This is a genomic window from Paracoccus binzhouensis (genome assembly GCF_016446475.1).
GTDB lineage: Bacteria > Pseudomonadota > Alphaproteobacteria > Rhodobacterales > Rhodobacteraceae > Paracoccus > Paracoccus binzhouensis.
Window position 1 is genome coordinate 1 of record NZ_JAEHFP010000111.1, and the last position, 14,078, is coordinate 14,078.

14 protein-coding genes and 1 pseudogene are annotated in these 14,078 nt (G+C 68.4%); 6 read left to right on the forward strand and 9 right to left on the reverse strand.

Features of this window, described 5'->3' with window-relative positions; translation table 11 throughout:
* The 5 genes from I9P22_RS19415 to I9P22_RS19435 all read left to right on the forward strand — a co-directional run.
* Positions 1–736, forward strand: a 736-nt coding sequence (locus tag I9P22_RS19415; RefSeq protein ID WP_199261280.1) for a 2-dehydro-3-deoxygalactonokinase, incomplete at its 5' end; no start/stop codon positions are given.
* Positions 733–1,335, forward strand: a complete 603-nt coding sequence (locus I9P22_RS19420) for a 2-dehydro-3-deoxy-6-phosphogalactonate aldolase (RefSeq protein WP_116223187.1) — start codon at positions 733–735, stop codon at positions 1,333–1,335. The genes I9P22_RS19415 and I9P22_RS19420, both read left to right, overlap by 4 nt.
* Complete coding sequence (locus I9P22_RS19425) at positions 1,332–2,177, forward strand: SMP-30/gluconolactonase/LRE family protein (protein ID WP_116223188.1); 846 nt, start codon at positions 1,332–1,334, stop codon at positions 2,175–2,177. Before I9P22_RS19420 ends, I9P22_RS19425 begins: the two co-directional genes overlap by 4 nt.
* A complete protein-coding gene (locus tag I9P22_RS19430) occupies positions 2,174–3,184 on the forward strand; it encodes an aldose epimerase family protein (RefSeq protein ID WP_233253487.1) in 1,011 nt (336 codons plus the stop codon). The genes I9P22_RS19425 and I9P22_RS19430 overlap by 4 nt, the downstream gene beginning before the upstream one ends.
* Before the next feature lie 44 nt (positions 3,185–3,228).
* A complete protein-coding gene (locus I9P22_RS19435; protein ID WP_036758671.1) occupies positions 3,229–3,951 on the forward strand; it encodes a GntR family transcriptional regulator in 723 nt (240 codons plus the stop codon).
* Between the two features lie 115 nt (positions 3,952–4,066).
* On the opposite strand, the gene I9P22_RS19440 is transcribed toward I9P22_RS19435, so the two are convergent.
* The 3 genes from I9P22_RS19440 to I9P22_RS19450 form a co-directional block, all read right to left on the reverse strand.
* Positions 4,067–4,912 (reverse strand): ureidoglycolate lyase, encoded by an 846-nt coding sequence (locus I9P22_RS19440; RefSeq protein ID WP_116223189.1) that lies wholly within the window; start codon positions 4,910–4,912, stop codon positions 4,067–4,069.
* Between the two features lie 29 nt (positions 4,913–4,941).
* Complete coding sequence (locus I9P22_RS19445; RefSeq protein WP_036758666.1) at positions 4,942–5,679, reverse strand: SDR family oxidoreductase; 738 nt, start codon at positions 5,677–5,679, stop codon at positions 4,942–4,944.
* A gap of 87 nt (positions 5,680–5,766) precedes the next feature.
* Complete coding sequence (locus I9P22_RS19450) at positions 5,767–7,218, reverse strand: aldehyde dehydrogenase family protein (RefSeq protein WP_116223190.1); 1,452 nt, start codon at positions 7,216–7,218, stop codon at positions 5,767–5,769.
* A 161-nt stretch (positions 7,219–7,379) separates the two neighbouring features.
* Here I9P22_RS19450 and I9P22_RS19455 point away from each other — a divergent pair, with 161 nt between their 5' ends.
* A complete protein-coding gene (locus tag I9P22_RS19455) occupies positions 7,380–8,036 on the forward strand; it encodes a peroxiredoxin (RefSeq protein ID WP_116223191.1) in 657 nt (218 codons plus the stop codon).
* Between the two features lie 33 nt (positions 8,037–8,069).
* Here the strand turns inward: I9P22_RS19455 and I9P22_RS19460 are convergent, their stop codons facing one another.
* From I9P22_RS19460 to I9P22_RS19485, 6 genes and pseudogenes are all read right to left on the reverse strand, one after another.
* On the reverse strand, positions 8,070–8,834 hold the full coding sequence (locus I9P22_RS19460; RefSeq protein ID WP_116223192.1) for a glycosyltransferase family 25 protein: 765 nt from the start codon (positions 8,832–8,834) through the stop codon (positions 8,070–8,072).
* A gap of 44 nt (positions 8,835–8,878) precedes the next feature.
* Complete coding sequence (locus I9P22_RS19465; RefSeq protein ID WP_233253488.1) at positions 8,879–9,625, reverse strand: hypothetical protein; 747 nt, start codon at positions 9,623–9,625, stop codon at positions 8,879–8,881.
* A gap of 4 nt (positions 9,626–9,629) precedes the next feature.
* On the reverse strand, positions 9,630–10,526 hold the full coding sequence (locus I9P22_RS19470) for a hypothetical protein (RefSeq protein WP_116223194.1): 897 nt from the start codon (positions 10,524–10,526) through the stop codon (positions 9,630–9,632).
* Between the two features lies 1 nt (position 10,527).
* Positions 10,528–11,274 carry a glycosyltransferase family 25 protein gene (locus I9P22_RS19475; RefSeq protein WP_166435619.1) on the reverse strand — a complete coding sequence of 249 codons (747 nt, stop codon included), beginning with the start codon at positions 11,272–11,274 and terminating at the stop codon, positions 10,528–10,530.
* A 78-nt stretch (positions 11,275–11,352) separates the two neighbouring features.
* The gene (pnp, locus tag I9P22_RS19480) at positions 11,353–13,497 is read right to left on the reverse strand and encodes a polyribonucleotide nucleotidyltransferase (RefSeq protein WP_036758720.1); all 2,145 of its coding nucleotides are present in this window, start codon (positions 13,495–13,497) and stop codon (positions 11,353–11,355) included.
* A 241-nt stretch (positions 13,498–13,738) separates the two neighbouring features.
* Positions 13,739–14,078 (reverse strand): annotated as a pseudogene (locus tag I9P22_RS19485) (hypothetical protein); the annotation flags it as partial.

A 14,078-nucleotide genomic window follows, 5' to 3' on the forward strand; every position in this document is an offset into this window, starting at 1 on the left:
CGCGGCCGGCCGGATGCGCGTCATCGCCTGCGGCATGGCCGGCGCCCGCGGCGGCTGGGCCGAGGCCGAATACCGCGCCGTCCCCTGCCCGCCCATCGACCCGCGCCGCGCCATCCGCGCCCCCGCCCGCGACCCGCGGCTGGATGTCCGCATCCTGCCCGGCCTGTCGCAGGCCGAGCCCCCCGACGTCATGCGCGGCGAGGAAACCCAGATCGCCGGTTTCCTGGCCGAGAACCCCGGTTTCGACGGCGCGCTCTGCCTGCCCGGCACGCATAGCAAATGGGTGCGCCTGTCGCAGGGCCGGGTCGAGCGTTTCCGCAGCTTCATGACCGGCGAGGTCTTTTCGCTGCTTGCCGGCCAGTCGGTGCTGCGGCTGACCATCGACGCGGCCCGCCCCGACCCTGCGGCCCTTGCCGAAGCCGGGGCCGAGGCGCTGGCCGATCCCCGTGCCGCGCAATCCGGGCTGTTTCCCCTGCGCGCCGCCGCCCTGCTGCAGGGGCTGGCGCCGGCTCAGGCGGCCGGTCGCCTTTCGGGCCTGCTGATCGGCGCCGAACTGGCCGCCGCGCGCGACTTCTGGCAGGACGGCCCGACCGCGATCATCGGCGCGCCCGACCTGGCGCGGCTTTACGAAACCCTGCTGCTGGCGGCCGGCGCGCAGGCATGCCACAAGGACGGCACGGCGCTGGTCCTGGCCGGCCTTGCCGCCGCCAGCCTCGATTTGCCGGAGGACACATGACCCTGCCCATCATCGCCATCCTGCGCGGCCTGACCCCGGCCGAGGCCCTGCCCGTCGCCCGCGCCCTGGTCGATGCCGGCATCGACCGCATCGAGGTGCCGCTGAACTCGCCCGACCCGCTGGAAAGCATCCGGCTGATGACAGGGGGGCTGGCCGGGCAGGCGACCATCGGCGCCGGAACCGTGCTGACGGTGGATGAGGTCGCGCAGGTGGCCGATGCCGGCGGGCGGATGATCGTCTCGCCCAATGCCGATCCGGCGGTGATCGGCGCGACGCGGGCGCGCGGCCTGCAATCCTGGCCCGGCGTCTTCACCGCCACCGAATGCTTCGCCGCCATCGCCGCGGGCGCGACCGGGCTGAAGCTGTTTCCCGCCGACCAGGCCGGCACCGGCACGCTCAGGGCGCTGCGCGCGGTGCTGCCGCGCGACATGCCGGTCTATGCCGTGGGCGGCGCCGGCCCGGCGAATTTCGCCGAATGGCTGGATGCCGGGGCGCAGGGCTTCGGCATCGGCAGCGCGCTCTATCGCCCCGGCGACGGGGCCGAGACGGTCGCGGCCCGCGCGCGCGACATCGTGGCGGCGCTGCGGGCCTGCGCATGAACGCGCGGGTCTTCGACCCCCGCATCTGCGAACTGGGCGAAGGCGCCTTCTGGCATCCCGAACGCGCCCAGCCCTTCTGGTTCGACATCCTCGGCCGCCGGCTTTTGTCGCGGCTGGACGACGGGACCGAGCTGGAATGGCGCTTCGAAGAGATGGTCTCGGCCGCGGGCTGGATCGACCGCGACCGCCTGCTGATCGCCAGCGAAACCGGGCTGATCCGCTTCGACCTGCGCGACGGCCGCCAGGAACGGCTGGCCGCGCTGGAAGCCGACCGGCCCGGCAACCGCTCGAACGACGGGCGGGCCGATGCTTTCGGCGGTTTCTGGATCGGCACGATGGAACGCGACGGAAGGGCTGGAAAGGGGGCGATTTATCGCTATCTTGACGGAGAGTTGCGCCTGCTGCGGGGGAACATGTCCATCCCGAATGCGATCTGCTTTTCTCCCGACGGTCGCCTGGCCTATTTCGCCGACACCGCCGCCCAGACCGTCTGGTCGCAAGACCTGGACGCGCGCGGCTGGCCCTGCGCCGAGGCCCGCGTCTTCCTGGACCTGGCCGGGACCGACCAGTTCCCCGACGGCGCCGTCACCGACGCGCAGGGGCGGTTCTGGAACGCGCGCTGGGGCAGCGGCGCGGTCGCCTGCCATGCGCCGGACGGCCGCCTGCTGCGCCGCCTGTCCTTGCCCGCCAGCCAGCCCAGCTGCCCGGCCTTCGGCGGCCCCGGCCTTGCGCAGCTGATCGTGACCAGCGCCGCCGAGGGCCGGCACGGGCCGCAGGACGGCCGGACCTGGCTGCTGGATCCCGACGCCCAGGGCCGGCCGGAACCGCGGGTCCGGGCATGATGCCACGCACATTCGGCCTGCTGCCGGACGGCCGGCCGGTGATGCAGGCGACGATCTCGGGCCATGGGCTGACGGCCTCGGTCATCACGCTGGGTGCCTCGCTCCAGGATCTGCGGCTGGCCGGGATCGGGCATCCGCTGGTGCTGGGCTTTCCGCGGCTCGCGCCCTATCTGGACGAGGGCCGCTATTTCGGCGCGGTGATCGGGCGCTATGCCAACCGCATCGCCCATGGCCGCGCGGCGCTGGACGGGCAAAGGCTGCAGCTGGACCGCAACCAGGACGGCCGCCACATGCTGCACGGCGGCCACGACGGCTGCGGCACGCGCAACTGGATGCTGGCCGACTGGGACGAAAGCTCGGTGGCGCTGGCCGATCACCTGCCCGCGGGCCACATGGGCTTTCCCGGCGCCATGCTGATCCGCGCGACCTGGTCCATCCTGCCCGGCCCGGTCCTGATGCTGACCATCCTGGCCACCTCGGACGACACCACCTTCTGCAACTTCGCCCAGCACAGCTATTTCAACCTGGATGGCACCGATACCGTGGCCGGCCACCGGCTGACCGTCCCGGCCGAAACCTACCTGCCGGTGGACGAGGACATGATCCCACTGGGCGCGCCCGCGGCGGTCCAGGGCACGCATCTGGATTTCCGCAATCCCGTCACCCTGGCCGAGCGGCTCAAGGGGCCGCGCATCGACCACAACCTCTGCCTTTCGGACCGGCGCCGCATCGTGCCGCGCAAGGCGGCGGTGCTCCAGGCGGGCGGGCTGATGATGACCCTGCGCTCGACCGAGCCGGGGCTGCAAGTCTATGCCGGCGAACACCTGGCGCCCGGCGCGCCCGGCCTTGGCGGCCGGCCCTATGGCCGCCATGCCGGCATCGCGCTGGAATCGCAGCTCTGGCCGGACGCGCCCAACCATGCCGGCTATCCCTCGGCGCGGCTGGAGGCGGGGCAGCTCTACCGCCAGACCACGGTGATGAGCTTTCACCGCAGCCCCAAAGGTTGACGCAAGGTCCGGTCCCGAACTAATGCGGGTTCCAGGGAGGATTCATGGACCCCGCATCGACCGAAACCCTTTCCGCCACGGGGGGCCCGCCGCCCTTCGCGGCGCAATTGCACGCCCGCCTGCGCCAGCGCATCATCCGCGGCGAGCTGCCGCCCGGCACGCGCCTCTCCGAACAGGAGATCGCCGACCAATGCGCCCTGTCGCGCCAGCCTGTGCGCGAGGCCTTCATCCGCCTCGCCGGCGAGGGCCTGCTCGAGGTGCGGCCGCAGCGCGGCACCTTCGTCACCCGCATCGACATGGAATGGGTGCTGTGTACGCGCTTCATCCGCGAATCGGTCGAGGCCGACACCGTCCGCCTGGCCGCCGCCTGCGCCCCGCCCCAGGATTGCGAGGCCCTGTTCGCCCAGATCGCCCGGCAAGAGGCCGAGGCCGACCCCACCGCGCTGGCCCAGCTGGACGAGGAATTCCACGCCACCCTGGCCGCGATCGCCGGCAAGGCAAGGGTCTGGAGCCACCTGCAGCAGATGAAGATGCATCTCGACCGCGCCCGCCACCTGCTGACGGCGATGACGCCCAAGGACACCATGCTGGCCCAGCACCGCGCCGTGGCCGAGGCCATCGCCGCCCGCGACCCCGACCGGGCCGAGGCCGCCATCCGCCAGCACCTGCGCCGCGTGCTGCTGGACCTGCCCGGCGTGCTGCGGCTGTCGCCCGACTATTTCACCAAGACCGACACGCTGGCGGAAACCCTGGCCGCCGAAAGCTGACGGCCTTCTTCGTTCTCCAAATACCCATTGCGACCGCGCCGCCGGCCGCTGCCTTGCCAGCTTCCGCGCAGCCTCTCCGCTTCACCGTTTCCGAAATACGCGCCCACCCGCGCGGTCAATCGCGGCAGCGCACCCTCTGGCGCTGCTCGCCCAGGCCCTCGATGCCCAGCCGCATGACCTCGCCCCCGCGCAAGAACACCGGCGGCGTCGCGCCCATGCCGACTCCCGGCGGCGTGCCCGTCGTGATCACATCCCCCGGCATCAGCGTCATCAGCCGCGAGCAATAGGCGACGATCTCGGCCACGCCGAAGATCATCGTCGCGGTCGAGCCCTGCTGGCGGCGCAGCCCATCCACCTCCAGCCACAGCTCCAGCGCCTGCGGGTCGGGCACCTCGTCGCGCGTCACCAGCCAGGGGCCGATCGGGCCGAAGGTATCGAAGCCCTTGCCCTTGTCCCAGGTGCCGCCGCGCTCGGCCTGCCATTCGCGCTCGCTCACGTCGTTGACCACGCAATAGCCGGCGACATGGTCCAGTGCCGCCGTCTCGGAAACATGGCTCGCGCGCGAACCGATGACCACGCCCAGCTCGACCTCCCAATCGGTCTTCTGCGCGCCGGGCGGGATCACCACGTCGTCGTCCGGGCCGATGATGCAGCTGGTCCATTTGTTGAACACCACCGGCTCGGCCGGCACCGGCAGCCCGGCCTCGGCGGCGTGGTCGGCATAGTTCAGCCCGATGGCGACGAATTTCGGCACCTGGCCCACGCAGGGCCCCAGCCGCGGCTGGCCCGAGACGATGGGCAGCCCGTCCAGGTCCAGCGCCGCGATCCCGGCCAGCCCCTCGGGCCCCAGCACCGCGCCGGCGATGTCGGCGACATGGGCCGACAGGTCGCGGATGCGGCCTTCGGCGTCCAGAAGCCCCGGCTTTTCCCGGCCCGGCGGGCCATAGCGCAGCAGTTTCATCCCTGATCCTTTCGCTTGTCCGGGCCCGTTCAGCCGCGCCCGACAAAGGGCATGTTCGTCGCCATCACCGTCATGTGCAGCACATTGGCGCCCTCGGGCAGGCTGGCCATGTGCAGCACCGCCTCGGCCACGTTCGCGGCGTCCATCACCGGCTCGGGCCGGATCGAGCCGTCGGCCTGCGGCGCGCCCTGCGTCGCCACGGCGGCAATCATCTCGGTCGCAGCATTGCCGGCGTCGATCTGGCCGCAGGCGATGCCGAACGGCCGCCCGTCCAGCGCCAGCGTCCGCGTCAGCCCCGTCACCGCGTGTTTCGAGACCGTATAGGGCACCGAGCCGGGGCGCGGCGCCTCGGCCGCGATCGAGCCGTTGTTGATGATCCGCCCGCCCATCGGCTGCTGCCGCCGCATCTGCCGGAAAGCGGCGCGGGCGCACAGGAACATGCCGTCGATGTTCACCCGCGCCACGCCCTGCCACTCCTCCCAGGAAATCTCGTCGATCAGCCGCGAGATCAGGATGGCGCCGGCATTGTTGAACAGCACGTCCAGCCGCCCCCATTGCGCCACCGCGCGGGCAAAGGCGGCATCGACCGCCTCGGGCACCGTCACGTCGCAGGGCAGGACCAGCGCCTGCGGATGGCCGTCCGCGGTCTCGGCCAGGGCCGCCTCGCGCCGGCCGATCAGCCCGACGCGCCAGCCGGCGTCAAGAAACCGCCGCGCGGTCAGCCGGCCGATGCCGCTGCCGCCGCCGGTGATCAGGATGGTCTTCATCTGTCGCGCCCCCTCGGCTTTCGCGGCGCGGATGCTAGCGGCACGGCCCCGCAAGGAAAAGGGCCGCCCGCCAGGCGGCCCCGCACGTCAGGCATCGGGATCCCAGCCGCTGATCTGCTTGCTGTCCATGAACTCCTCCAGCCCCCAGACGCCGCCCTCGCGCGCCCGGCCCGAGGCCTTGACGCCGCCGAAGGCCGAGCCCCTGCCCCGGCCCTGCCCGTTCATCTCGACCATACCGGCGCGCAGCTGCCGCGCCAGCCGGTTGCGCCGTGCGCCGTCGCTGGTCTGCACATAGTTGGTCAGGCCATAGATCGTGTCGTTGGCGATCGCGACCGCCTCTTGCTCGCTGTCGAAGGGGATGATCGACAGCACCGGGCCAAAGATCTCCTGCCGGGCGATGGTCATGTCGTTGGTCACGTCGGCAAAGACCGTCGGGCGCACGAAATAGCCGCGATTGACGCCCTCGGGCAGGCCGGGGCCGCCGGCGACCAGGCGCGCGCCCTCGTCGATGCCCTTCTGGATCAGGTCCTGGATCTTGTCCCATTGCTGCTTGCTGACCACGGGGCCGATATGGCGCCCCGGCTGGTGGGCCGTCGCCACCGCGGTCTCCTCGGCCACCTTGCGGGCCTGCTCGACCGCGGTTTCGTAAAAGGACCGCTCGACCAGCATCCGCGTCGGCGCGTTGCAGGACTGGCCGCTGTTGTAGAAGCAATGCCGCGCCCCGCGCGTCACCGCCTTGTCGTCGGCATCGGCAAAGACCAGGTTGGCGCCCTTGCCGCCCAGTTCCAGCGCCACCTTCTTCAGCGTATCGGCAGCCGCCTTGGTGATGGCGATGCCGGCGCGGGTCGAGCCGGTAAAGCTGATCATGTCCACGTCGGGATGCACCGAAAGCTGCGAGCCCACGCCCGCGCCGTCGCCGTTCACCATGTTGTAGACCCCCGGCGGCAGCCCGGCCTCGTCCACGATCTCGGTAAAGACGACCGAGGACAGCGGCGCGATCTCGCTGGGCTTCAGCACCACGGTATCGCCGGCCAGCAGCGCCGGGATCACCTTCAGCGTGACCTGGTTCATCGGCCAGTTCCAGGGCGTGATCAGCCCGACCACGCCGACCGGCTCCCATGCCACCATGCTGGTCGGCGTGTCGGGGCGCAGCGGCCGGATGAACTCGAAATCCCGGAACGCCTCGATGAAGGTCTCGATGTGATAGCTGCCCGCCGCGGCCTGGTCGTTCAGCGACATGTCCTGCGGCGCGCCCATCTCGGCACTGATGGCGGCGGCCATGTCGGGCGCGCGGCGCTTGTAGATTTCCAGGATCTTCTCGACATGGGCCAGTCGCTGGGCCGGGGGCGTCGCCGCCCAGGCCGGGAAGGCCGCCTTGGCCGCGGCCACCGCCGCATCGGTGTCGGCCTGGCCGCCCAGGCTGATCACCGCCACCGCCTCCTCGGTCGAGGGGTCGATCACCTCCAGGTCGTTGGGCGCGCGCGGCGCAACCCATTCGCCGCCTATGTAGAATTTCCGCTTGTCGGCAAGTCCGCTCATGAGAGCCTCCCTTGATCTGCGATTGGCCCGCAGACTGGCACCCGCAAGACCGGGCTGCAAGCCGCAGCGGCCCTGCGAATTATCACGACTGAACAGATCGAGTTGGACAATCCGCCGCAGATGCCTATCTTGTCGCCGAAGGCCAACCGAAAGGATCTGCAATGTCCCTGCGCATCAACGACACCGCCCCGGATTTCACCGCCAATTCGACCGAGGGCCAGATCAGTTTCCACAACTGGATCGGTGACAGCTATGCGGTTCTTTTCTCGCATCCGCGCGATTTCACCCCGGTCTGCACCACGGAATTCGGCGTGGTGGCGCAGCTGGTGCCCGAGTTCGAGAAGCGCGGCACCAAGGTTCTGGGCGTCTCGGTCGATTCGGCCGAGGACCACGGCAAATGGAAGGCCGACATCGAGAAGGTCGCAGGCGTCCCGGCGAATTTCGCCATCATCGACGACACCGAACTGACGGTGGCCAAGGCCTATGACATGCTGCCGGCCGATTACTACCTGCCGGCCGAGGGCCGCACGCCGCAGCATTCGGCCACGGTGCGCACGGTCTTCATCATCGGGCCGGACAAGAAGGTGCGGCTGACGATGACCTATCCGATGTCGGTCGGCCGCAACTTCGCCGAGATCATCCGCGCGCTGGACGCGGTGCAAAAGACCGACGGCGTGCCGCTGGCCACCCCGGCGAACTGGGAACCGGGCCAGGACGTGATCGTGGCGCTGGCGCTGGACGACGCGGCGGCCGAGGCGAAATACGGCCAGCTGAACAAGGCGCTGCCCTATCTGCGCTTTGCCAAGGATCCGGCCTGATCCTGCAAGGCCGCGGCACCGCCCGCGGCCTTTCTACCGGCGTGCCAGCCGCCGCTTGTGGCGCCACGCGATCAGCTTGTTGACGATCTGCCGGCGCTGCTTGATCAATCCGTAAAGCGGGTGCCGCCCGCCTGCCGACCGCTTGCCCTTGCCGTCTTCGATCTGGCTTTCCACGCCGGTCGTCGTGACCAGAGGCGGCCAGACCGCCAGCCCCCGGTCGTTGCGGGTCAGCCAGTGGCGGAAATGATTGTCCACGCCCGCCGTGATGCGCCGATGAGTGCGGACAAAGGTTTCGGCCCCCTGCCGCGACCAGAGCAGCGCGGTGGCCGTCATCGGAAAGTAATGGGCGCGGGTCAGCTCATGATGCCGACCCGCAACCTCGAACCCCATGACCGGGGTATAGATCTTGTGCTGTCTGGCGCCGAGATTGATCAGATCCCAGTCGCGATCATGCCGGTCCAGCCAGCCCATGAGGACGCGCATCCCCTCGGCAAAGCCCGGCTGCAGCTGCATGTCATCCTCGAACACCAGGCCATATTCGGCGCCGCTGTCCAGAAAGCGCCGCGCACAGTCGAGATGGCTGAGATAGCAGCCGATCTCGCCCCCGCGCAAAGGCCGGCCCATATAGGCCATCGCCCCAGCGGGATCGTAATCGGGAAATTCCTCGACCCGCAGCGCCCTGCCGTCAAAGGCCGGGACGCGCTCGAAGGGCACGCCCGCCTCGTCCAACTGCCGGGAGGCTGAACGAAGCCGCTCGTCCGAGCCGTCCAGGTTGATGAGATAGGCGGGAAGGCGCATCTATCCGCCCCTCGCGACCAAGCAATCCGACAAGCCAAGGACACTCATGTCTCGTCCTCCCACCAACCGGTGCGGTCGCGGCGGTGCAGCGCCCGGAGCCGGGCAAAAGCCGTATCGTTGACCTGCATCCGATCATAGACCGTCTTGAGGATCATCCCCGCAGAACCAGCGGCGAAGAAGGGCTCCAGCCGCCAATACATGTTGCGCAGCGTATCGTCGGTGCCGACGGTAAAAACCGACATCCCCTCGAAAAGCGGAACCAGTTCGGTCTGGAGTTCTTCGATCCGCTCCGGCAGCGGCGCCGATGTCTCCGCACCGCGGACATAGCGGTCGGATTCACCGATCTTGACGGTATTGGCCAGAAGCGAGGCCATCATCGCGACCGCGCGGGCCTGCGGATCAGGGCCATGGTCGGCAAAGGTATCCGCCGCCGAGATCAGCCAGCGCAGGTTCAGGTGCCGACACAGAAACTCCGCCTCCTGCGCCCAAAGCGCGGTGAATTGGCCGAGACTTTCGGCCAGCCGCACCTCGCGACGGATCAGAACGATCAGCGTGGCGTGATGCAGCAAAAGCTCGGGGCGGCCCGAAAACTCGCAGCGCAGGTTTGCCAGGTGCCGCTCCAGCGACTTATCCGAGCCGCGGGTCTGCACCGGCTCGCCCGCCTGGACGATCCGCTCGCGCATCGCGACCAGGTCGGGGGCGGCCAGGACATGTCGCCGCGCGCCCCAACGCTTGCGATGCTGATTGAGCGAAAAGAAGCGCTCTAGCCGGGATTTCCTGCGCCTGACCATTCGCCTATGTCCGCCGCGAGACGATCGCATCCAGTTGCGGATCGAAACTGAAATCAAGGTTCGCCAGCGCGGCGCGATAGCCAGCGCTCAGGTCGTCGCTTCCAATCTCATCCTTCGGCCGGGCCGAGGCGTTCACATAGGCCTTGAGCCGGCGCGATGCCTGTTTCTGGTCGATGAAGGGCCGGATCTTGCGCCCGAACGGATAATAGAACAGCCTGTCACGCAGATCGCGGATCTTGGGCCGGGGAGTGCGGGACACCCCGCCGTTGAACCATTGGCTCGCCAGCGCCGTTTCGCGAGCGGTGCGGAACCAGGCCAGGCTGAAAAGCACCTGATCCCAGACATTCGGATGCTGGTCGCAAAGCCGCACCCATTCCGCCAGCATCCTGCCCGTCGCCTCGGTGGCGTTAAGGTAAATCAAATAGGAAATATCTTCCCACCCCGCGCGGCGGACGAAAGCCACATCAAAGGGATTGCCCATCAGAAAGCTGGGCGGCCGCAGGATCGCTGCATCCGCGTCGATCCAGCAGACCGGGCGGCCGCTGTCTTGCCAGGCCGCCTGGATCACCCGCGCCTTGAGCCCGGTATTGGCGACCCATGACCCGCGCGACGCCACCGGCTCGATCCGATGGGGCAGGCCGTAGCGGTCCAGCGAGGCGCGCAGATCGGCGGCAAGCGCCTCATATGGCGTATCGGTGGTATAGTAGGAAACGAAAAGCGGCGGCTCGCCCTGGGGGGTTTCGTAAAGCGCGATCTCTTGCGTGAGATCGGCCGTGCAGGCCAGATCGACACCGTCCGGGCGGCGCAGATGGGCAATCACCCTGCCCCGCGGGTCCGCCAGCGCCTCTGGCACCGGCCGGAAGGACAGGCCCGCCCCTGCGATATAATCCGAAGGTGTCATGCTAGGAGTCCACGCGGCGCGCCAGCCTGCGCCGAACAAGCCCGCGGTAATAACTTGCCTTAAGGAAACGGGCCGGATTCCTCTTTTCACAGGGCCGCTGCATCTCCGCAACGGTTCGCTCCTGGGCTAGATGCGAAAGCCCCTGTCCCGGAGGGGCATGATGCACGACACGCGGGGCGACCAACCAAGCTCGCGAATCATACAAGTCCACGGGCCAGTCGGACACGAAACTGACCGGGGTCATCGCCTGCAACAGCTCATGCGCCATGTTTCGGGACAGCGTGTAGCCGGTGCAGCCCGATGCCCGTCGCGTCGGACGATACATCAACCACCGACCGGCTTTCCTGCGTTGCCAGGGCAGCGCGCGGCCGGAATAGTGATACAGCAAGGCCAACGTATCGGTCAAATGGTGCCCCGCACGAATGAAGTCGGGAAAGTCCGGCGTCAGGATTGCATCATCCTCAAGCACGAGCGCCCCATCAAGACCCTCGGCCATGATAATCTCGTAAATACGCCGATGCGACAAGGCGCAGGCAAATTCCGAATCCGTCATCGGCCGTTTCAGTCGATCCTGAGCGGCGTCGCGGTCGATCATCGGCAAGTATTCCGGCGGCAGGCCCCGCCGTCCATCGACCCCGTAGACCAGGCGCCATTGCAAGCCGTTTTCGGCAAGCCGGTCCAACAATGGCTGACGACGCGCCTCGTCGCCTGCCAATGTCAATACGAAGATCGGCCAATTCGTCTGCATCGTTGATATCCCGTCCCGCCGAACATGGAGGAGCCCCGGCATTGCCGAGGCTCCAACAGTCGAATCGCGGCGAAAGCCTCAGCCTTCGGCCGATTCCTCTTTCTTCTCGGTGATCTCTTCACCGGTCTCCTGGTCGACCATCTTCATGCCCAGGCGCACCTTGCCGCGGTCGTCGAAGCCCAGAAGCTTGACCTTGACCTCCTGGCCCTCCTTCAGCACCTCGTTGGGGTGGTTCAGGCGCTTGTTGGCGATCTGGCTGACATGCACCAGCCCGTCGCGCTTGCCGAAGAAGTTCACGAAGGCGCCGAAATCGACCAGCTTCACGACCTTGCCGACATAGACCTTGCCCTCTTCCGGCTCGGCCACGATCGAATAGATCATGTCATAGGCCTTCTTGATCGAATCGGCATTGGCCGAGGCGATCTTGATGGTGCCGTCGTCGCTGATGTCGACTTTCGCACCCGAGGTCTCGACGATCTCGCGGATCACCTTGCCGCCCGAGCCGATCACTTCGCGGATCTTGTCGGTCGGGATGGTCATCGTCTCGATGCGCGGGGCATGGGCGCTGAACTCGCGCCGGCCTTCGGACAGCGCCTTGGACATCTCGGCCAGGATGTGCAGCCGGCCGTCCTTGGCCTGGGCCAGCGCCTGCTCCATGATCTCGGGCGTGATACCCGCGACCTTGATGTCCATTTGCAGGCTGGTGATGCCGTTTTCCGTGCCCGCGACCTTGAAGTCCATGTCGCCCAGGTGGTCCTCGTCGCCCAGGATGTCGGTCAGCACCGCCCAGCGGCCGTCCTCTTCCAGGATCAGGCCCATGGCGACGCCGGCGACCGGCGCCTTCAGCGGCACGCCCGCATCCATCATCGACAGCGAACCGCCGCAGACCGAGGCCATCGAGGACGAGCCGTTCGACTCGGTGATCTCGGAAACCACGCGGATGGTATAGGGGAAGTCGGTCGCGGCCGGCAGAACGGCCTGCAGCGCACGCCAAGCCAGCTTGCCATGGCCGATCTCGCGACGGCCGGGGCTGCCGACGCGGCCCACCTCGCCCACCGAATAGGGCGGGAAGTTGTAGTGCAGCAGGAAGTTCGAGCGGGAATTGCCATGCAGCGCGTCGATGATCTGCTCGTCGTCGCCGGTGCCCAGCGTGGTCACGACCAGCGCCTGCGTCTCGCCGCGGGTGAACAGCGACGAGCCGTGGGTGCGCGGCAGGAAGCCGACTTCGCAGTCGATGGGCCGCACGGTCTTGTTGTCGCGGCCGTCGATGCGCGGGCGGCCGTCGATGATGCCGCCGCGCAGGATGCCCGATTCCAGCTTCTTCAGCGCCGAGCCCAGGTTCGGGTCGAGCCGCTCTTCCTCGGTCAGCCCTTCGAGGATCTTCACCTTCACGGCCTCGATGGTGTCGCGGCGCTCACCCTTGTCGTGGATGGCATAGGCGGCACGCATCTCGGTCTCGCCCAGCGATTTCACGCGGGCGTAAAGCGGGCTGTAATCCGGCGAGGCGAAGGGGAAGGGTTCCTTGGCGGCGGCCTCGGCCAGGTCGATGATCAGGTCGATCACCGGCTGCATCGCCTCGTGGCCGAATTTCACCGCGCCCAGCATCTCGGCCTCGGTCAGCTCATAGGCTTCCGATTCGACCATCATCACCGCGTCGCGGGTGCCGGCGACCACCAGGTCCAGCCGCTGCTCGGGGTTGCCGCGCAGCTGGTCCATGTCCTGCACCTCGGGGTTCAGGACGTATTCGCCATTGGCGAAGCCGACGCGGGCGGCGGCGATCGGGCCCATGAAGGGCACGCCGGAAATCGTCAGCGCGGCCGAGGCGGCGATCATGGCGACGATGTCGGGATCGTTGACCAGATCGTGGCTCAGCACCGTGCACATCACCAGCACTTCATGCTTGAAGCCGGGGGCGAACAGCGGGCGGATCGGACGGTCGATCAGGCGCGCGGTCAGGGTTTCCTTTTCCGAAGGCCGGGCCTCGCGCTTGAAGAAACCGCCGGGGATCTTGCCGGCGGCATAGTATTTTTCCTGGTAATGCACCGTCAGGGGAAAGAAGTCCTGGCCGGGCTTGGGTTCTTTCGCGAAAGTGACGTTGGCCATCACGCTGGTCTCGCCCAGGGTGGCGATGACCGAGCCGTCGGCCTGGCGGGCAACCTTGCCCGTTTCCAGCGTGAGCGTTTCCTGGCCCCACTGGATGGATTTCTTCACTTCATCAAACATCTGGTTTCCTCTGGCGACGCGCCGGCCCTTCCGGTCGCGTCCCGTGTCAAATGGCGGCCCCATTGCCGCCGCCCCTATCCTTCGCATGTGCCCAGGGGCCTGGCGTCACGTCACAGATGGAGACGCCCCATACAGGAAATCAAGGCACATGGAAAGTGGCTTGGCATCCGCCCCGCCCCTGCGAATCGAAGCGGGCGGCGCCCGGTCGGCAGCCGCCCGCCTTGTTCCGCGCATGGGGCGATCAGGCCACGGCCAGCGTTCTGGACGCGGCGGCTTCCTGATCGGCCTTCAGCACCTTCACCGCCTTTTCGGTCCTTTCGGCGGCCGCGTCGGTCGGCCAGGGCCGGGTGCTGAGCGCGGCGACGCGATCGACCATGGTCTGCACGCCCTCCCTGTCCTGGGCCTTGATCGCCCAGGCGCGGGCCAGCGCCTCGGCATCGGGATCGGCGGCTTGGGCCGCGCTTCTGGCCGCGGCTGCGGCTGGGGCCGCAACCTCGTCCGGGGTGGCCGCATCAACCCCGCCGGACGCGGCCGCCGCCTGGGCCGGAGCCTGCGCGGCCAGTACCACGGCGGCCGGCCCC

Coding starts and splice junctions, on each gene's coding strand:
- I9P22_RS19420 (WP_116223187.1), top strand. CDS start 733: ATGACCCTGCCCATCATCGCCATCCTGCGCGGCCTGACCCCGGCCGAG.
- I9P22_RS19425 (WP_116223188.1), top strand. CDS start 1,332: ATGAACGCGCGGGTCTTCGACCCCCGCATCTGCGAACTGGGCGAAGGC.
- I9P22_RS19430 (WP_233253487.1), top strand. CDS start 2,174: ATGATGCCACGCACATTCGGCCTGCTGCCGGACGGCCGGCCGGTGATG.
- I9P22_RS19435 (WP_036758671.1), top strand. CDS start 3,229: ATGGACCCCGCATCGACCGAAACCCTTTCCGCCACGGGGGGCCCGCCG.
- I9P22_RS19440 (WP_116223189.1), bottom strand. CDS start 4,912: ATGAAACTGCTGCGCTATGGCCCGCCGGGCCGGGAAAAGCCGGGGCTT.
- I9P22_RS19445 (WP_036758666.1), bottom strand. CDS start 5,679: ATGAAGACCATCCTGATCACCGGCGGCGGCAGCGGCATCGGCCGGCTG.
- I9P22_RS19450 (WP_116223190.1), bottom strand. CDS start 7,218: ATGAGCGGACTTGCCGACAAGCGGAAATTCTACATAGGCGGCGAATGG.
- I9P22_RS19455 (WP_116223191.1), top strand. CDS start 7,380: ATGTCCCTGCGCATCAACGACACCGCCCCGGATTTCACCGCCAATTCG.
- I9P22_RS19460 (WP_116223192.1), bottom strand. CDS start 8,834: ATGCGCCTTCCCGCCTATCTCATCAACCTGGACGGCTCGGACGAGCGG.
- I9P22_RS19465 (WP_233253488.1), bottom strand. CDS start 9,625: ATGGTCAGGCGCAGGAAATCCCGGCTAGAGCGCTTCTTTTCGCTCAAT.
- I9P22_RS19470 (WP_116223194.1), bottom strand. CDS start 10,526: ATGACACCTTCGGATTATATCGCAGGGGCGGGCCTGTCCTTCCGGCCG.
- I9P22_RS19475 (WP_166435619.1), bottom strand. CDS start 11,274: ATGCAGACGAATTGGCCGATCTTCGTATTGACATTGGCAGGCGACGAG.
- pnp (WP_036758720.1), bottom strand. CDS start 13,497: ATGTTTGATGAAGTGAAGAAATCCATCCAGTGGGGCCAGGAAACGCTC.